Genomic DNA, 18,720 nt, shown 5'->3' with positions numbered 1-18,720 from the left:
GGGAGACAGAATCAATGAAACACGAAATTGTTGAAAAGAACCTGGGGCTGATGATCGTACTGATCATCTTCACCATCAGTGGTGGTTTCCTGGCAGAAGTGGTTCCGCTGTTCTTCCTGGACGAGACCAACGAGCCGGTTGAAGGCCTTGAGCCCCTGTCAGCACTGGAACTGGAAGGCCGGGACATCTATATCCGTGAAGGCTGTCACGTCTGCCACACCCAGCAGATCCGCCCGTTCCGCGCTGAAACCGAGCGCTACGGCCACTACTCCGTTGCGGGCGAGTTTGTCTACGATCGTCCGTTCCTGTGGGGCTCCAAGCGTACCGGTCCTGACCTGGCGCGTGTCGGTGGTCGCTACTCCGACGCCTGGCAGCGCCAGCACCTGTACGATCCCCGCAGCGTTGTGCCTGAATCCAACATGCCCGCTTTCCCGTGGCTGTTCGAGAATCGCATCGATCACACCAGCACCGAGTCCAAGCTGGAAACGCTTCAGACCCTGGGCGTGCCCTATACCGACGAGCAGGTTGCCGGAGCGGCCGACGAAGTCAGGGGCAAATTCGAAATCGAAGCCCTGGTGGCGTACCTGCAGCAGCTTGGTACCGTGATTTCAGATAAACGGTGATCCCCATGGATATTAACGAGTTACGCGGCATTCACTCACTGGTCATTATGGCCATGTTCCTTGGCATCATCTGGTGGGCCTACAGCGCCCACCGGAAGAAGCCCAACGACGAGGCGGCCCACCTGCCCTTCGAGGATGACGACGTGGAAAAGCGTACTCTTGAACAGGAACAAACGGAGAAAAAGCAATGAGTACCTTCTGGAGCATCTGGATCAGCGTGATCGTGCTCGGTACCGTGTTTGGCTGTTGGTGGCTTCTGTATGCCACCCGCAAGGGCCAGACCACCGATACTGAAACCAACAAAACCGTTGGTCATTCGTTCGATGGCATTGAAGAATACGACAACCCGCTGCCAAAGTGGTGGTACTACCTCTTTATCGCGACCTGTGTTTTCGCACTGGGCTATCTCGCCCTGTACCCGGGCCTGGGTAACTACAAGGGGCTGCTGGGATGGACCGCTGAGAACCAGTGGCAGGCCGAAATGCAGCAGGCCGATGCCCGTTACGGCGAGCTCTACGCCAAGTTTGGTGACACACCGGTGGCCGAGCTGGCAGAGAACGACGACGCCATGAAAATGGGCCAGCGGCTGTTCGCCAACAACTGTGCCGTCTGCCACGGTTCCGCTGGGCGCGGCTCCCTCGGGTTTCCCAACCTGACGGATGACGACTGGCTGTATGGCGGCGACCCGGACACCATCCTGACCACCCTGCACCAGGGGCGTAACGGCAACATGCCCGCGAAGGGCACCATGCCGGGCATGACCTCTGAGCAGGTCGATCAGGTTGTAAACTACGTGCTCAGTTTCAGCGACCGGGCAAAAGACGAGGAAGCCGCTGCCAAGGGCGAGCAGGTGTTTGCACAGGCCTGCGTGGCCTGTCACGGTCAGGACGGCAAGGGCAACCAGGCTATGGGCGCCCCGAACCTCACCGACAATACCTGGCTGTACGGCTCCACCTACGAGTGGATCAAGGAAACCGTGGTAAACGGTCGTGCGAACCAGATGCCCGCACAGGGTGACCGGCTCTCCGACGATCAGATCCAGATCCTGGCTGCGTACGTCTACAGCCTGTCCAACTGAGTACCCGGCCGGGATTCTGTCCCGGCCCGGTCTGCTCAACCCTTGGCCTGCCACCTGCGGACCAAGGCTTGAGAAGATCGACTGCCCCACAGTCCACTGTGAATCAGGGCGCCACATCATCGGGAGGTAACGATGAGCAGTGAGATTCCGGTCAAACAGATTGACCCATCCTCTGACACCTCCGACAACAATAAAAACACCGGAACTGTCGAGCTATACGCCAGCCGCAAAAAGATCTACGTCAAAGGGGTCAAGAAGGGCTTCTTTCAGCGTATCCGGAATGTCAGCCTGACAGCTCTGATGGGCATGTACTTCCTGTTCGTCTGGTTTACCGTGGATGGTCAGCCGCTGATTCATTTCGATCTCCCGGCGCGGGAATTCCACCTCTACGGAACCACGTTCTATCCCCAGGATTTTATCCTGCTGTCGGGTATGCTGATCATCGCCGCTTTTGGCCTGTTTTTTATCACCACGCTGTTCGGCCGGGTGTGGTGTGGCTACACATGCCCCCAAACCGTTTGGACATTTATCTTCATGTGGGTGGAGGAGCGTATAGAGGGCAGCCGCAATAAGCGGATGAAGCTGGACAAGGCGCCCCGTTCCGCTGAGAAAATCGCCAAAAAATCCGCAAAGCACTCCGCGTGGCTACTGATTGCGCTCGCCACCGGCCTGACCTTTGTTGGTTACTTCTACCCCATCCGTGAACTCATCACCGACCTGTTCACCCTGCAGGCCAACGGTTGGGCCTATTTCTGGGTCGCCTTCTTTACAGCCGCCACCTACCTGAACGCCGGCTGGCTGCGTGAGCAGGTATGTCTGTATATGTGCCCCTACGCCCGCTTCCAGTCCGTCATGTTCGACCCCGATACCCGCGTGGTGTCCTATGATCCCAACCGGGGGGAGCCCCGCGGCGGGCGCAAGAAAGGCATTGAACCCTCGGAACTGGGCCTTGGTGACTGCATCGACTGTGGCCAGTGTGTTCAGGTATGCCCTACCGGCATCGACATTCGAGACGGGCTGCAGTACGAGTGTATTGGCTGCGCGCTGTGCATTGATGCGTGTGACGAAGTCATGGACAAGATGGAATATCCGCGCGGCCTGATTCGCTATACCACTGAAAACGAACTGGAAGGCAAAACCTCGAAGCTGATGAGACCGCGCACCTTTGGTTACGGGCTGGTATTGCTGCTGATGGTTGGCGCGATTGTATTCACAATTGCCACCCGGGTTCCGGCACAGCTTGATGTCCTGAGGGATCGAGGCGCCCTCTTCAGCTTCAACGGTGAAGGACGGGTAGAGAATACCTACACCCTCAAAGTCGCCAATATGTCGGAAGTGCCGCAGACCTTTACGATCTCGGTTTCAGGCCTGGAAGGCATCCGGTTGCTGACCGAGAACACCCTGACGGTGGCGAGCAGTGAGAACCGGGCACTGCCGACGGTGGTGGATGTCGCGCCCGAGAAACTCTCGGAAAGCAACAATGCCATTGTCTTCACGCTTGAATCACAATCCGACGAATCGCTCGTTCTTGAAACCGAAAGCCGGTTTGTCGGTCCAAATCGCTGATCCCCTGACACCAACCAGGGAGACCAGCCTTGAGAGACAGCACTATGAATGAAAACGCACCCGTCGTTCCCTGGTACCGGCAACCCTGGCTCTGGTTCCTGCTGATATTTCCCGGCGCCGCCATTATCTGGTGCTCCATCGCCATTACGGTCGCGATAAACACCGACAACTCCATGGTAACCGACGACTATTCCAAGGAGGGTCGCGGGATCAACATGGCAATTGCACGCGACCAGAAAGCCGAAGACCTGGGCCTGACGGCAGATATGACATTTGGCGAACGGGAAATCACCCTCTCCATGGATACTGCCGACGGCCCTGCGAACTACCCTTACCTGATACTGAGCCTGTATCACCCGACCATGTCGGAGTACGACCGCACCATACAATTCCGGGCAATCGGCGAGGGACTATACAGCGCCACCCTGAATCAGCCGATTGAAGGCCGCTGGTACTTTGACCTGCGTGGCCCGGACAACCAATGGCGACTGAAAGGTGAGTCCAGCCTGCCATCGCAACGCTCCCTGAGCCTCGGTGCGGTCACAGAAGACCGCGGGTGATCCCCTTGGATTGTTATCATTGTGGTGAGCCGGCCACTGGAACGCCACCCATCACCCTGGAACTTGAAGGAGCGTTGCGACACTTCTGCTGCGTTGGGTGCAAGGCGGTCTGTGAGACCATTCGCGCCGAAGGCCTCACCGGGTTCTACCAGTTCCGCACCGAGCCGGCCGTCACCCCGAAGGCGCTCAGCGATTCCGAACGGAACCGTATCCTCGAAGTGGACCATCCCCTGGTTCAGAAGTCGTTTGTATCTCCCGTTACCGCTGGCCAGGAAGCCACACTGCTTGTAAGCGGCATCACCTGCGCCGCTTGCATATGGTTGCTGGAAAACCACATGGCCAGGCAACCGGGCGTGGTGTCATTTTCCGTCAATCACAGCACCCAGCGCGCGCGACTGGTCTGGAACCCGGAGCACTCAAAACTCAGCCAGCTACTGATTGCCGTCCATGAACTGGGCTATCGAGCCCGCCCCTATCAGGCCGATGAGGCCGAGAAAGCCCTGAAAGCGGAACATCGCTCTGCACTGATCCGCCTGGCTGTCGCGGGGATAGGCTCGTTCCAGAGCATGATGCTGGCCTTTCCGCTTTATTTCGAACTGGTGAATGACCTGTCGCCAGAGTTTGTCAGTTTTTTCCGCTGGTTCAGTCTTCTGGTCGCCACCCCCGTAGTCCTTTACAGCGCTCGTCCGTTCTTCACAAACGCATTCAGGGATCTTCGCAGCCGTCACCTGACCATGGACGTACCGGTGGCCACCGCGATTGGCCTGGCCTATGTCGCCAGCGCATGGGTGACGGTATTCGGCGGCGAGGAAGTCTATTTCGAGTCCGTCTGTATGTTTACCTTTTTCCTGCAGCTTGGCCGCTACATTGAGATGCAGGCCCGTTACCGCGCCGGGCTGACAGGCAACGCGCTGGCCGGCTTCCAGCCCATGGTCGCCAACCGCATCCAGGGGAACGGCAGTGATATCGTCGCCACCCATGACCTGGCTGCCGGCGACGTTATTCGCATCCGGCCTGGCGAAACATTGCCCGCAGACGGCGTCATCGTCAGCGGCCACTCCACCCTTAACGAAGCGGCTTTGACCGGTGAATATCTGCCGGAAACCCGTAGCGAGGGTGACCCCGTCCATGCTGGCAGCATCAACGGCGAGAACCCGTTGGAGGTTGAGGTTCGCCGCGCCGGCACACAGACCAGACTGTCCGGCATTTTGCGGGTGCTGGATCGGGTGCAGGCTGAGAAGCCACCCGTTGCGCTGACGGCCGATCGAATTGCCGGCGTGTTTGTCAGCCGTGTGCTGATCCTGGCCCCACTCATCTGGATTGGCTGGTGGATGGCCGGCGCCGATAATGCCTTCGACATTACGCTCTCGGTACTGGTAGTGACTTGTCCCTGCGCCCTGTCGCTCGCCACTCCAACGGCAATAACGTCGGCAACCATGAGACTTCGCAAGCTGGGCTTCCTTCCAACACGCGGACACACTCTGGAATCCCTGAACACCATCGACACGGTGATTTTCGATAAAACCGGCACCCTGACCCGAGGTGAACTCAGCCTGGTGGATACCCGAACCTTCGGCAACCTTGATGCGGATCGATGCCGGCAACTGGCAGCCAGCCTGGAGAAACATTCGGAACACCCGATCGCCAGGGTATTCCACCAGATACCCGGTTACGCCGCCAGGCAGGTACAAAACCACTTGGGCGGTGGTCTCTCGGGACAGGTAGACGGGGCACCCCTCTATATTGGCCACCGGGATTTTGTGGAAGAGAAGCTGGGTAGCCCGGCGCCGGAAGCCGACACCTCCAAAGGCATGGAGATATGGCTGGCCACGGACCGTGGCTGGATGGCCAGGTTCACACTGGACGACGAGCCCAGACCGGATGCAAGAGAAGCCGTCCAGGCCCTGCAAAATGCAGGACTGCGCACCATTCTGCTCAGCGGCGACCGCTCAGGACACGTTGATCAGATAGCAGGCAGACTCGGCATTGATGAAGCCATCGGCCAGGCCTCACCGGAAGAGAAACTCCGCGTACTGGAGAACCTCCGCGACCAGGGCCACCAGATCATGATGGTGGGTGATGGCCTCAACGACCTGCCCTCCATGGCCGGTGCTGGTGTGTCCGTGGCCATGGGAAGCGCTGCCGATCTGACCCAACTCAAGGCCGATGCAGTGCTGTTGAGCGGGCAGTTAACGCAACTGTCCGAAGCCCTGAAAGCCAGCCAGGACACACGCCGCGTCATCCGCCAGAACATGGCCTGGGCACTGGCCTACAACGTCTGCGCCCTGCCCCTGGCGGCAGCGGGTCTGGTTCCACCCTGGCTGGCGGCCATCGGCATGTCCCTCAGCTCACTGGTGGTGGTACTCAATGCCATGCGGCTAGGTAGGCAGCGAGGCAACCCGGTATCCCACGCCCCGGCGGTTGGCGCCGAAGCAACGTCCTGATACCGTGAACACTGAATCACCCAACACGTTTGAGGTAGCCCTGTGCAAATCGTAATGATCCTGGTTCCGGTCATGCTGATCCTGGTGGCACTAGGCATCCTGCTGTTCTCCTGGGCCGTCAAGAACGGCCAATACGATGACCTTGATGGACCGGCCCATCGCATCCTTTATGACGATGACAAAGACATGATCCCGGACGACGCCAAACAACCCAAGCAGGATGCCAACTCCAACTCTGCCGAGGAGCCGGGCGACAGCCACAAATCCTGATGGGCGAAGAACTTTACCTGAGTTATTCCAGCGCCTTCCTGATTGGCCTGCTCGGCAGCACCCATTGCCTGAGTATGTGCGGAGGGATCAGCGCGTCATTGTCCATGGCACTGCCTGTTGGCCGGGGCTTCCGTGTTCGCCAGACCGCCATGCTGCTCGCCTTCAATGGCGGGCGGATTGGCAGCTACGCAGCGATTGCGGCCCTGATCGCGCTGCTGAGCACCAGCGCCTCGGCCTATTGGACGCAACTTGGCCCGATACTTCGAACAATGGCAGGGATACTGCTGATCCTGATGGGACTGTCCATGGGGCAGTGGTGGCAAGGCATCCGCTACGTAGAACGCATCGGTGCCCCGGTCTGGAAACGTCTGTCACCGCTCACCGCCCGAGTGCTCCCGGTGCATCATTTCCACCAGGCGCTCATCCTTGGCGCACTCTGGGGCTGGTTGCCCTGCGGGCTGGTCTACAGCACCCTGGGCTGGGCTGCCCTGCAACCCTCGGTGGGCAGCGCGGCCACCACCATGTTGTTCTTCGGCCTCGGTACCCTGCCATCCATGCTGGCCACCGGTTACGCCGCCACCTGGATCCGAAAACTGCGGGAACACCAACGCTTTCGGCAGATCGCCGGACTGCTGCTGATTGGTTTCGGTATCTGGACCCTTCCTGTCACTGCCTTTTTGCATACCGGTCACGGATAGACAAGGGCTGGACTACCCGCTCGAACTGATCAGATATTAAGCACGTCCAACCGTCCGAAATCGGGTGTTTGGGGCTCGACCGTCCCGGCACTTTGGCCCGGCTCGGAATGGCGGTGACCCTCACGGAAGTTGTACAGGGAGGTATCGGCGAGGTGTGACGGCTCAACGTTACACATGGCCCGAAACATGGTTTCCAGGCGCCCCGGGTGCTGCTTGTCCCAGGTCTGGAACATGTCCTTGATCACCTGACGCTGCAGGTTTTCCTGGGAACCGCAGAGGTTGCAGGGAATGATCGGGAACTCGCGCAAGCTGGCGTAGCGCGCAATGTCTTTCTCCCGGCTGTATGCCAACGGGCGAATCACCGTGTTCCGGCCGTCGTCGCTGTGCAGAACCGGCGGCATGGATTTCAGCTTGCCGCCATAGAACATGTTCAGGAACAGCGTTTCCAGCAGGTCATCCCGATGGTGCCCCAAAGCAATCTTGGTAACGCCGTGTTCTTCCGCAAAATTATAGAGAATTCCGCGACGTAGGCGGGAACAAAGTCCGCAGGTGGTCTTCCCTTCCGGTACTTTTTCCTTAACAATACTGTAGGTGTCCTTCTCGATGATGTGATACTCAATATCAAGAGCCGAAAGGTACTCAGGCAGCACTTCTTCCGGGAAGCCGGGCTGCTTCTGATCCAGGTTCACAGCAATCAGCTCAAAGCGCACCGGCGCGCTTTTCTGGAGATTCAGCAGGATATCGAGCATGGCGTAGGAGTCCTTGCCGCCAGACAGGCAGCACATGACTTTGTCACCAGCCTCGATCATCGAGAAATCAGCAATCGCCTGCCCCATTTCCCGGCGCAGGCGCTTCTGCAGCTTGTTCAGTTCCAGTTTCTGCTTGCGCTCCGCTTCAGGAGCCTGGGCGGTTTCGGAGTTGGCAGTTATTGCTTCGGGCATAGGAAAACGTCGTTCATAAGGTCAGTGAGCGTCGGATTATACGCGTGCAAAAGTTCCAGGGACAGGATACAGACATGGATATGTTAGACACAAAACCGGAAGCCACCGGTAAACGGGAATTCAACCGTATTCGCAACCGCAGTGCCATTCTTGACGCGGCGCGGGAGTGCTTTCGGGAACGGGGGTACGACAACTCCACCATCCGCGATATCGTACGCCGTACCGGCCTGGCGGCAGGCACCTTCTACAATTATTTTTCCAGCAAACAGGACATTTTTGCAGCTCTGCTGACAGATTTCCTAAGCGGCCTCAATCACAACCTTACCGAGTGCCGAAAGTCCGCCAATTCCGCTGAAGACTTCATCTACTTTGCATACCTTTCGCTGTTCCGGGCCACCGCCAGCGACCCCCTGGTTTACGAGCTGGCGCATCGTAACGATCGTGCCATCCGTGAACTGTTCGGCTCAGACATTCTCGGGCTTGCCATGCTCTCCCTGGAGGACGATGTCAGGAACGCCGTTGAGCGTGGCCTGTTGCCGGAGATGGACGAAGAGTACCTGTGCGCCGCTTTCTTCGGGGTAGGCTACGAACTCAGCTTGCGCCTGGCCTACCGTGCCCACAATCGGCCCGCCGAGGCCGAGGCCGAGGCCAGGAATGCCACCCGGTTCGCGACCAACCTGTTCCTGAAGGGGTTGGAGCGGGACATGCCTCTTCCGTAACGGCGCCCTGTCGCCTACCATTGGGGCATGAATCAACCCGATACCGCAACACAGGGCGCCAAGGCGCTGGATGGTGACGCGCCCAATGAGACGCTGAATTTTCAGATTCAGCACCTGCTGGTTGCCACCGAGCATATTCTTCGTCGGCACCCAGCCGGAATCAACGAGCTGGGCCTTATCAAAACCCTGCAAGAGCCGCCCTGGGAGCTGATTGGCGAGGTCAACTTTGGCGAACCGGACAAGCTCTATCCGGTTCATTTCCTGCTGTTCCATGTGCTGTACCGGCTACGGGATCAGCTCGCCACCGGCGGAGAAACCCTGACCATTTCGCCACTGGTGATTCAACTTCGCAAAAGTTCTGTGGTGGCAGGCGCAGGTGTGCCCGACCGCATGGACGAACTGCGGAATTTTTACCTGGACCTGTCCAAGTACGAGCTGCCGGAAGACGCCATAAACCGGATGATGGACGATTTCTGGGCCGGGCGCAGCGGCAACCGACCCGCCGCCACAGAAGCGAGTGAAGCCGCAGCCGTCCTCGGTTTTGATGCCATTCCCCCTGGCTTTGACGACGTCAAACAACGCTTCCGGCGGGCTGTTATGCATGCGCATCCGGACCGGGGTGGCGAAACCGAAACCATCCAGGACCTAAACCAGGCCTTCGCCGTGCTCAAGGCTCACTTTCGGACCTGATTGCACCGGAATTCCCGATTTCAAGGACACACCAATGGCACCAAGAATGATGACCCGATCTCTCCTTCTCCTGCCCATCACGGCGTTCGCGCTGACTGCCAATGCCGATCTGGTAGTGCTTCAGTACCACCATGTCAGTGACTCGACGCCGTCCTCCACCAGTACGTCAGTGTCCCTGTTCCAGGGACAACTGGATATGATTGAGGATCTGGGGCTGGAGGTCGTTCCGCTTGAATCAGGAACCCGCGCAGCACTGGCGGGTGAGCTGAACGACAGGTCCCAGGTTGCCATCACCTTTGATGATGCCTACGAATCCGTCTACTCACAGGCAGCGCCAGCCCTGCAAGAGCGGGGGTATGAGTACACCATATTCGTCAATACCGAGGCCGTGGGCAGCCATGGCTATATGACCTGGGATCAGTTGCAGGAAGTCAGAGACCGCGACGGCGTGACCATCGCCAACCACAGCAAAGACCACGGCCACCTCGCAAAACGCCCAGGTGAATCCGATAACGATTGGGAGGCACGTGTCAATCGCAGCCTGGATGAGGCCCAGGAAACACTCTCCGAAAAACTGGGGACCAACATTCCGATGTTTGCCTATCCCTACGGCGAGTTTGACGACGCGTTATTACGCAAGATTGCGGCACGTGGCTGGCTCGGCTTTGGACAGCAATCCGGCGCCATCGGGGAGACTTCCGCCGCCACACGTCTGCCTCGATTCCCGGTGGCGAACGCCTACGGACAACTCAACAGCCTTGAAGACAAACTACGTAGCAAGGCGCTGCCAGTCGATGCCAACAAGCTGCCGGACGGCGTTATCTCTGAGAACCCGCCCACCCTCGCTTTTACCGTACCGAACACCATCAGCGTCGACCGGTTGAGTTGTTTTGCCTCCGGCCAGGGGCGCGTAGACTTCCAGGTATCGGGTGGAGATAAAGTCATTCTCAAGGCTCCTAGAAGCTTTAACAGCCGTCGTTTTCGCTACAACTGCACCCATCCGGCCCCCGATGGCAGCTATTATTGGCTGTCACAGCAATGGCTTGACCTGAGCCAGCCTGAAGACTGAACGTCACTCGCCAGCCCGGGAGAGACTGAGTTCACCGGTACGGGTGTGCGGGATGGCCTTGGGCCCGTACTTGTCCTCGATAACCGTCTGCCCCGCCAGATCCGCCTCGCGCGTGAAGATCACCATCCAACGCTCACCCCGGCTCGGGAACACCGGAATGTAAGCGTGAAGGTAGCCGTACTGGTACCAGGATTCAGGAACATAGCTGGCAACCAGGTCAGTCACGATTCGAACCGGGGCGAACGAGGCATCAAGAAACGCCACCGAGGCCACAAACATTCCTTCGTGGTTGAACGACCTGAGGTGGAGGATGAAATCGGTAATTTGCTCCGCCGGCGGCAGCCTGACCAGACGGTAATGGCTTTCACCCGTGCTGAATGAATGGCGGGGGGCCTCGTCACCCATGGACACCCCGAATTCACGACCTTCCTGCCATTGCTCAGGCTCCGACCGTTCCAGCGCCTGACAGCATTGCCCTGCCCACTGCTGGAAAAAACGTTCCTCTCCGGGATCGATTCCCAGGACAGCCATGGTCTCGGGGTCAGCATCTTCCGGCAGGCCCGGCAGCCCGACCGTTTCTCCCGGTTGATGGATACTGGCCTCCGTCAGTTGAATCGGCGGCTTGATGCGCCCCTTCTCGACAGCGGTCCGGGTATCCGGCTGGTAATAGCTGACACGAATATTGCCCTGGGCATCACGCCAGGTGAAATAAGGCTTGGGTTCGCCCGGACGAACATAGCCGTCTTTTTCGAGCTGATTGGCATCGGGATAATTTTCGAGATTGAATTCTTCGTGGTACCCGCTGGAAGAATCATCCCCGGAAGCCGACGAGTCCGCAGAGCCAGTTCGGGGAGCATCCTCAGCGTTTGCCTCCTTGCCCTCGCCCTTATCTCTCTCACCGGTGCTCTGCGGTATTGGCGACTGTCTTACCCGCCCCTGCTCGTCCACCCAGGTAAAATAACCCTCGCGGCTGCCAGAGGCGTCGGGGCCAGACAACTGGCAGCCACTTATAACGACAGCCAGACAAGCGATAACCATAAAATGGCATTTGGACATCGGGGCAAAACACCCTGTTCGTTAACGCGTTTGCGTCAGAATTTGGTACGGAAACTGAGACCTGCCGTGACAACCCGTAGCGAGGTTTTCACATCCAGCCCCGCATAGGGGTTGTAGATGATATTGGTAATATTGTCACAGTTTAGGTTACAACTGCCGTTGGCAGGAACCGTTTCTATGGATTGCAGATAGCTCAGGTTCATGTCGATCTCAGTATCCTTATCCCACCGATACCCCATACCAATACTGTAGAGGTTTGCACCGCCGAACGGCGCCATAATCTGGCGCTGGTCATCGGGAATTACCGAATCCCGGATTTCCATACCCGCGCGAAGGTCCAGACGGGACGACGCATGGAACTCCAGCCCAAAACCCCAGTTCCACTGATCGGTAAAACCGAGAGGCAACCTCAGTGTGTTGGGAGTGGCGTTCTGCGGTGACAGAATCCGCGCGGCGTTCAGGAACTCCAGGTTACGATCGAAGCGAAACACAAACGCGTCCCACTGCTTGTAGTCCGTCCAGCCAACGTCCACATTGACCGTCAGCTTGGGATGGACATCCAAGCTGATGCCGGTCTGGAAATGCTGGGGATAGGTCAGGTCCATGGAGACGTTGCCCGCTTCCCTTGGGGCACCGGACGGCAAGCTCAGGATAGCCGAGGTGATGGCACCCAGCACCGAGCCGTTGACGCTCTGCCAGAAGCCGGACCAGTCGTCGGTGTACTCTATCTCGAAAGTACCCTTCATATTCATGTCGGCTTCGGAGGTATAACTCGCCCCCCAGGCGAACCACTCATTGGGTTCCCACATCACACCCAGCGCGTAGGTGGGTGACAGGGTTTCCTGCACGTTGATACTCAAGGCGCCAATGTCGTCCCAGGGCCCGACATTACCCCCGCAAAGGGCCAGCCATGGCTGCAGAGGCTCATCCCCACTTTCGCAGTTGAAGGCATCCTGAAGAACCTCCGCAACGCCCAATAGCATGTTGGGGGCGCGCATGTACTGATCTGCGGCAACCCCCATATGCGACAGATGGATTCCGGCACCCACGGACCACTCGTCGTTGATCTTGTAACCAACGGTTGGCGACAGATAAGTTGTCCGCTGCAAGGCCGTTGCCTGTGGCATATAGCGCCCCGGGTCGTCCTTGTCGCGATAGAAGCCGGCGGCCAGGGGCAGGTAGAAGGCGTTGCCAAAGGTCAGTTTCGACCCGGGCGGGTTGATGCTGATACCGGCAGACGGGGCGACGGCGGGGCCAGGCGGCGCCCGCAATATGCCAAATCCCGGGAGATACAGGGCAACGTTGTTAGTATGGCTGTGTTTGTTTGCGACCGGGTCCCGCTGTTTGCCAGTGAGAGGGTCTGTTTCCAGGCCATCAATGCCGAAAATCTCGTAGCCATCCGGGGCGTGGAAATCGGCGTCAATGTCCAGGTAGACGCTCATCAGGTTAACTTCAAGCTGACGCCCATCCAGCTTGGTCAGCCCCGCCGGGTTGTAATGGATCGCCATAATACCGGGCGGATCGGCCGTCACGGCGTTACCCAGGGCCAATGCCTTGGGATGAATGGTCAGGTTCTGTGCCAGCTGCGCCTCGACACCACAGGTCACCGAGGCTGCCATAATGGCAGCGGCAATCTGTCTCTTGTGGCTGGTTATTCCCATGAAATCTTCCCTTCCCGTAAAACGTCAGAGGCTGAACTCACTCTTTGAGACCTGAAAATCTGATGGGTAGGGACACGCCCAGCGAGAAATCAGGTGCGTCTTCGGTAAGGCCAATACCAAGGCTGGTGTTCACGATGGTGGTATCGCTCACGCGGGTACCCAGCGACATACTGAGGAAGCCACTCATCTGGTCCTGAGCAACGGCCTGAGTGCCATCACTGAAGGACAGGATGGTCTGGTCGCTGTAACTCAACTGGGCGGAGATGCTGAGGGAAATGTCGTAGGACAGCGAATAGGCGAAACCGGCGGAGCCGGAAAGCCCGAAGCCGGGTTCCAGTTCCTGTAACACCCTGGCGCCCCGGACTTGTTGGAGGTCCCTCTCAGGAAGGTTGTAGGTAGCGCTGGTAGACCCGAACACAACCACCGGGTCCAACACCTTTGAGAAACTTACGCCGCCGGCAACCGAATAGTAGCCGCTACCGGTGGACAGTTGCTCGTCTATATCAATCTCGTAGGGACTGACACCCGTCTTGGTTGTGAAAGTGCCGAAGACCGTCGTGGACATCTTGCCCGGCACGTAGGCAAAAGGCTGCCAGCGAGCGGTCGCGGAGATATCGCCAAAATCGTAGATGTTCAGTTCATCCTGGGTATCGTACTTAACCACCAGGGGTATCCGCGCACCGACAGTCAGGTTATCCAGCAGGCCATAATCGTAGGAAAACGCATTGGTGAAGTTGTGGGTCGCGGACGGCACCACATCGAGGTTGCGAACTGAACCGTCGGTGATCGCCAGGTCGAGACGCTGGTCACCGGTGTAGGAGTAATCGAACGAGTAGTTCAGGGAATGGGTGCCCTTCTTCTGCAACGAGTAGCTGGTCTCGGCTGCCTGGAACACCTCTTCCAACTGTTTGGATGAATCCTCGTCACCCTCCTGCCTGGCAAGTGCCTCCCTCGCCTCGTCTACGTTTCCTTCCTGCGACAATGCCATGGTTGGTAAAAGGCCAGTCACGGAAAAAAGGATAAAACCTCGCACTAACCAACGATTCATCCTGACTCCCTTATTTCTAATTGTATTGTTTCCTGTGTGCCGGCTTTGCGCCCGGCACGTTAATGGCGCCGGTAGAACAGCTGCTTCCGGGTATTCTCAACGCTGCCGTCCGGATTATTCTTCTGGCGTTCCAGCATGTTTCTGATCCGGCGTTCCGTGGATTCATGGAATTCGGGTAACTTCTGCAACGCCAGCAACGTCAATGTCTGGTCGTCCACAAACCGGAGGTCCTCCTCTTTCAACTCCAGGTAATCCAGCGGCTTGTCACTGCCGGGGAACACAATGAAGAGCACGTTGTCGTCCCAGCTCTCTTCAAACTGGGCGAGCGTGAAGGAGATATTGCCGACCGCCGGATCGGCGAGATACACCCGGCCGTCGCGAATGGTGCGCAGCACCACGAAGTGCTTGAAACCGGCGTGCTGGATGGGAACGATGGCCGGGTGATCGAGGTCAATCAGGTCATCAATCGTGGCGCGGAACCCGCCAGAGGGATAACCAAGGGCGGTAACGAGACGTTTCATGTCGAGCATGGAAAAGGCGCGGCGCTGCACAATCCGTTCACTCTCGCCGTAGTGAAGCAGCCCCTCCATGACTTGCCGCTCACCAAGGTTTCTACCGAGGTAGAAATTCAGAACCGTGGTCAAGGCGGCGCTACCGCAGCTGTAGTCGTAAGCCTGACGCACGATATTCCGGAACTTCTGCTCCACCAAAGGTTCCACCCGGGCGTCGGTTCTCAACTCAATGGGGCTGGTGTCGAAATCCTGCTCAATCACAATGGTGCCCTGTTCATAAGGCTCCACGACGACCGCCTCCTGGGCCATAGTGAAAGTGAGGATGGATCCGGCGAGTACCAGCAGCATGGTCAGACGAAGTCCCTGTTATTATTAGACATCACGTTTTCCGAGTTACATCTTGTTACGGTAAGATACCGAAATCGCTAACGCCTTAAAGATAACTGTGCCTCAAATCTACCGCTGCAGAAGGGGCCCTCCCTGCCGGTTTTGAGAACTGGTTCATGCCCCTCAAATAGCGACAACGGGAAGTTGACGCAGAGCCACAAAGCCGGTATCACATTCTTTGCCACTGTCTGACACCAATTACTGAAGATCCTGATGACAACAACACTGAATCCGGGACAACTGACGTTCATCGCTGCCAAAAACCAGAGCCCACAACCACCACCCGCCCTTTTACACCGGGAAAAATTCAACGATCTTCTCCACGGCCTGGAACCGGTAAGCCTGCTGCTGGTGCATGCGCCCGCGGGCTATGGCAAAACCACCACGGTGGCGGACCGTCTTGAGGCACTGGAGGCCACCAGCGCCTGGTATCGCCTGGAGGTCGGCGACAACGACCCGGCCCGATTTGCAGGCTACCTGGCCAAGTCACTTGAGGTTGCAGCTCCCGGCAGCTGCAAGGCCACGCTGCGGAAATTGCAGGAGAAGGGGTACGACGATCTGGAGAGTTTTCTCACCGACCTCCTGGCCGAGCTTCCCTTGGACGGGCTGGACGGGGACCCGCTGTATCTGGTGCTGGACGACTATCACCTGATTGACAACGAGGTCATCCACAACGCGCTGCGCTTCCTGCTGCGGCATCAACCTGCCTGTCTGACGCTCGTCCTGATCACCCGGACGGTGCCCCCCATTGGCGTCGCGCAACTGAGGATGCAGGGACGGATGACCGAGATCACCTCACGGGATCTGGCCTTTGGTGCAGACGAAGCACAGAGCTACTTTGACAGCCGATTGCCGTTCGAGATTTCGCGGGAAAGCATCGAGCGGGCTGTCAGGCGGGTTGAAGGCTGGGTGTCGGCACTCCAGCTTCTGTCCGCATCGGCACTGACCAGCATCGAATTCAACGATTTTGTGGATCAGCTGGAGTACGGCAACCAGCACATCTTTGACTACTTTGACGAACTGGTTGGACAGGGGCTGACGGAACAGCAGCGAACATTCCTGCTACGCACCAGCATACTGGACCGCTTCAACGCGCGGATGGTCATGCGGGTGATGGACGACAGCAATGGCCAGGCCCTGCTCAGCGGCCTTCTGTCCATGGGGCTGTTTATCACGCCCGTGGACAATTCCGCCCTGTGGTTCCGCTACCATCCGCTGTTTTCCGTCTATCTCCAGCACCTGTTGAGCTGCACCACCGAAGAAAACCGCCAACAGCTGCACCAACGGGCCAGTGACGCCTGGCTGGAACTGGACCACGCCGAAGAGGCCGCCCGCCACGCCATCGCCGCCGACGACGCGGACCGTATCACCCGCGTACTGACCATTCACGGCCGCAAGTTTTTCACCGAGGGCCAGTTTATCCTGCTGCAGCGTTGCCTCGACGCCCTGCCCCAGGATGTGATTGCCCAGGATCCGACGCTGACACTGCTCAGGGCCTGGGTGGCCCAGGGCCAGTACAAGTTTGACGAAGTTGAAAACTGGTTGTCGGCTGCGGAAACCCGTCTGGAAGCATCCATGACGGAAGACACCCAGCGCGCGGTGCATGGTGAATTCAGTGCCATTCGTGCCCAGGTCGCCATGAATTATGGGGATGGAGAACGTGCCCTGGCCCTCGCCCGCGAAGCCATCGACCAGGAAGCCCGCTACTTGCCCACCTCCCGGGTGGCGGCGGCCTCTGTCATTGGGGAAGCTCTGTTTGTCCAGGGCGAACTGGAAGAAGCCCTCGCCCGTATGCAGGAAACCGAACACCTCGCCCGGGCGCACCAGGCCCACCAGAACGTGCTCTGGGCACTGTGTCAGCAGTCTGAAATCAGCGTTGCGATGGGCTTGTTGCAGAAGGCCTACAACATCCAGGAACGGGGTTTCCAGTACGCCGAGGAAAACCACCTCAACCACCTGCCGATACTGGAATTCCTGTTCCGCATCCGCAGTCAGATCATGTGGGAATGGCACCATCTGGAAAATGCTGAGCGGTGTGCGCTCCAGGGCATCGAAATCCTGGAAGCCCAGGGCGAGCGCTGGTACGTGCAAAGCTATACATCGCTGGCCAAGGTGGCCCATGCCAGGGGCCGGCAAAGCCTGTGCGCGGACTACATCGCCAAGATGCAGAAAATGCTCGCCTCCGGTGACTATCATCTGGACTGGGTCGCCAATGCCCATGCCACCATGCTCGCCTACTGGGATGCGGTTCGGGACCGGGAAGCCATACAACGCTGGCTGACCATTGCCCCGCCCGTCGACCCCACCACGGCGACCAACCACTTCAATCAGTGCAACGGTCGCAACCGGGCTCGGGCATACATGAGCCTGGGGCTGTACAGCAAGGCGCAGCCTCTGCTGACGGGACTGCAAGCCGTAGCGGAACAGGTGGGGCTTAAAACCGACCTCAACCGCAACCATATCGCCCTGGCGCTGCTCTACTGGGACACCGAAGACCGCGAGAACGCCCTGAAGCACATGGTCGCCGCGCTCCAACTGGCCAGCACCACCGGGGCCGTTGGCAGCTTCCTGCGTATGGGCAAGGTATTGATCGTGATCCTGAAAGCGCTGATCAATGACGAAGCGATTGACGGAATGGAACTGCAGCGCGCCGAACGCCTGATCCAGCTGGCTCAGCAACAACGGGATTTCAGCCGCGCCATCCGGATTTCACTGGACGAAGCCATCATTCAGGATATTATCGACCGTCCTGATGTACCCGAACTGATCCGCACATCTCCCCTTACCCGCCGGGAATGGCAGATACTCAGTCTGATCCACGCCGGCCTGTCGAATGACCAGATCGCCGAACACCTGAAAGTCGCCTCCACGACGGTGAAGACGCACATTCGCAGCCTCTACCAGAAGCAGAACATCAGCCACCGGTCAGAGGCCATTGAACTGGCCAAAGACCTGCTCAGCAAGATTCAGGGGGAGTGATAGGGGGTCAGTCTTCGGCGCACTTCACGCAGACTGTGGTGTAGGGCAGAACCTGCAGGCGCCGTGGATCAATGTCTTCGCCGCACCCCTCACATTCGTCCCCGAGCCCTTCAGCAAGGCGTTCAAGGGCGTGTTCGATCTGGGCCAGCTCGTTGCGGGTTTCCGTCTCCAGTGAATCGACCACTTCGTCGTTCTGGGTCTGTACGGCCTGCTCTTCGAAGTCTTTCTCCAGCGCGCCACCCTGGCGATGCTGGTGGGCTTCATACTTTGACAGGCGTGCCTTAAGGTCGGCACGCAGGGTTTCCAGTTCCGATTTGCGATTACTCATTGGGTGGGGCCTCCCCCGTCGGTTCAATTCCGAATGGTGACTTAATACAGTAAAGCATAAGACAGACAGTCAATCGCAGCACCACGTGGAA

General features: G+C 58.4%; 18 protein-coding genes. 12 read left to right on the top strand and 6 right to left on the bottom strand.

The genetic code is table 11. The features are described from left to right. Positions 1–14 precede the first annotated feature (14 nt). From ccoO to B2590_RS12120, 8 genes are all read left to right on the top strand, one after another. A complete protein-coding gene (gene ccoO / locus B2590_RS12155) occupies positions 15–623 on the top strand; it encodes a cytochrome-c oxidase, cbb3-type subunit II (protein ID WP_007153695.1) in 609 nt (202 codons plus the stop codon). A 5-nt stretch (positions 624–628) separates the two neighbouring features. Continuing rightward, positions 629–814, top strand: coding sequence for a CcoQ/FixQ family Cbb3-type cytochrome c oxidase assembly chaperone (locus tag B2590_RS12150; protein ID WP_036205261.1), 186 nt, complete (start codon positions 629–631; stop codon positions 812–814). Continuing rightward, positions 811–1,701: a cytochrome-c oxidase, cbb3-type subunit III gene (gene ccoP / locus B2590_RS12145; RefSeq protein WP_041334233.1), complete on the top strand. Its 891-nt coding sequence runs from the start codon at positions 811–813 to the stop codon at positions 1,699–1,701. The genes B2590_RS12150 and ccoP overlap by 4 nt, the downstream gene beginning before the upstream one ends. 132 nt (positions 1,702–1,833) lie before the next feature. Next, positions 1,834–3,267 (top strand): cytochrome c oxidase accessory protein CcoG, encoded by a 1,434-nt coding sequence (ccoG, locus tag B2590_RS12140; RefSeq protein WP_075196237.1) that lies wholly within the window; start codon positions 1,834–1,836, stop codon positions 3,265–3,267. A 44-nt stretch (positions 3,268–3,311) separates the two neighbouring features. Continuing rightward, a complete protein-coding gene (locus B2590_RS12135) occupies positions 3,312–3,827 on the top strand; it encodes a FixH family protein (RefSeq protein ID WP_091641359.1) in 516 nt (171 codons plus the stop codon). Continuing rightward, positions 3,824–6,271, top strand: a complete 2,448-nt coding sequence (locus B2590_RS12130) for a heavy metal translocating P-type ATPase (protein ID WP_278367531.1) — start codon at positions 3,824–3,826, stop codon at positions 6,269–6,271. Before B2590_RS12135 ends, B2590_RS12130 begins: the two co-directional genes overlap by 4 nt. Before the next feature lie 42 nt (positions 6,272–6,313). Next, positions 6,314–6,541 carry a cbb3-type cytochrome oxidase assembly protein CcoS gene (gene ccoS / locus B2590_RS12125; RefSeq protein ID WP_041334231.1) on the top strand — a complete coding sequence of 76 codons (228 nt, stop codon included), beginning with the start codon at positions 6,314–6,316 and terminating at the stop codon, positions 6,539–6,541. Beyond that, positions 6,541–7,239 carry a sulfite exporter TauE/SafE family protein gene (locus tag B2590_RS12120; RefSeq protein ID WP_085680187.1) on the top strand — a complete coding sequence of 233 codons (699 nt, stop codon included), beginning with the start codon at positions 6,541–6,543 and terminating at the stop codon, positions 7,237–7,239. The genes ccoS and B2590_RS12120 overlap by 1 nt, the downstream gene beginning before the upstream one ends. Before the next feature lie 29 nt (positions 7,240–7,268). Here the strand turns inward: B2590_RS12120 and ttcA are convergent, their stop codons facing one another. Beyond that, entirely contained in the window at positions 7,269–8,180 is a 912-nt protein-coding gene (gene ttcA, locus B2590_RS12115; RefSeq protein ID WP_075196242.1) for a tRNA 2-thiocytidine(32) synthetase TtcA, read from the bottom strand. Between the two features lie 74 nt (positions 8,181–8,254). Here ttcA and B2590_RS12110 point away from each other — a divergent pair, with 74 nt between their 5' ends. From B2590_RS12110 to B2590_RS12100, 3 genes are read left to right on the top strand one after another with little or no spacing between them, the layout of a single operon-like run. Next, positions 8,255–8,899 (top strand): TetR/AcrR family transcriptional regulator, encoded by a 645-nt coding sequence (locus B2590_RS12110; RefSeq protein WP_041334226.1) that lies wholly within the window; start codon positions 8,255–8,257, stop codon positions 8,897–8,899. A 27-nt stretch (positions 8,900–8,926) separates the two neighbouring features. After that, positions 8,927–9,589: a DNA-J related domain-containing protein gene (locus tag B2590_RS12105; protein WP_041334224.1), complete on the top strand. Its 663-nt coding sequence runs from the start codon at positions 8,927–8,929 to the stop codon at positions 9,587–9,589. A gap of 46 nt (positions 9,590–9,635) precedes the next feature. Next, complete coding sequence (locus B2590_RS12100; RefSeq protein WP_075196290.1) at positions 9,636–10,658, top strand: polysaccharide deacetylase family protein; 1,023 nt, start codon at positions 9,636–9,638, stop codon at positions 10,656–10,658. A gap of 3 nt (positions 10,659–10,661) precedes the next feature. On the opposite strand, the gene B2590_RS12095 is transcribed toward B2590_RS12100, so the two are convergent. The 4 genes from B2590_RS12095 to B2590_RS12080 are packed head-to-tail and all read right to left on the bottom strand — an operon-like array spanning position 10,662 to position 15,283. Then, on the bottom strand, positions 10,662–11,714 hold the full coding sequence (locus B2590_RS12095) for a MalM family protein (RefSeq protein ID WP_278367535.1): 1,053 nt from the start codon (positions 11,712–11,714) through the stop codon (positions 10,662–10,664). 35 nt (positions 11,715–11,749) lie between these two features. Continuing rightward, on the bottom strand, positions 11,750–13,375 hold the full coding sequence (locus tag B2590_RS12090) for an OmpP1/FadL family transporter (protein WP_075196246.1): 1,626 nt from the start codon (positions 13,373–13,375) through the stop codon (positions 11,750–11,752). A gap of 37 nt (positions 13,376–13,412) precedes the next feature. Continuing rightward, positions 13,413–14,423: a hypothetical protein gene (locus tag B2590_RS12085; protein ID WP_041334221.1), complete on the bottom strand. Its 1,011-nt coding sequence runs from the start codon at positions 14,421–14,423 to the stop codon at positions 13,413–13,415. A gap of 59 nt (positions 14,424–14,482) precedes the next feature. Continuing rightward, positions 14,483–15,283 carry a C39 family peptidase gene (locus B2590_RS12080; RefSeq protein ID WP_085680181.1) on the bottom strand — a complete coding sequence of 267 codons (801 nt, stop codon included), beginning with the start codon at positions 15,281–15,283 and terminating at the stop codon, positions 14,483–14,485. A 252-nt stretch (positions 15,284–15,535) separates the two neighbouring features. Between B2590_RS12080 and malT the strand changes: the two genes are divergently transcribed. Continuing rightward, positions 15,536–18,301: an HTH-type transcriptional regulator MalT gene (gene malT, locus B2590_RS12075; protein WP_085680179.1), complete on the top strand. Its 2,766-nt coding sequence runs from the start codon at positions 15,536–15,538 to the stop codon at positions 18,299–18,301. Between the two features lie 7 nt (positions 18,302–18,308). On the opposite strand, the gene B2590_RS12070 is transcribed toward malT, so the two are convergent. After that, the gene (locus B2590_RS12070; RefSeq protein ID WP_041334219.1) at positions 18,309–18,629 is read right to left on the bottom strand and encodes a TraR/DksA family transcriptional regulator; all 321 of its coding nucleotides are present in this window, start codon (positions 18,627–18,629) and stop codon (positions 18,309–18,311) included. Positions 18,630–18,720 lie beyond the last annotated feature (91 nt).

The organism is Marinobacter sp. UBA3604 (genome assembly GCF_002375325.1).
Classification (GTDB): Bacteria; Pseudomonadota; Gammaproteobacteria; order Pseudomonadales; family Oleiphilaceae; genus Marinobacter; species Marinobacter salarius.
This window is presented reverse-complemented; position numbering and strand designations above follow the sequence as displayed.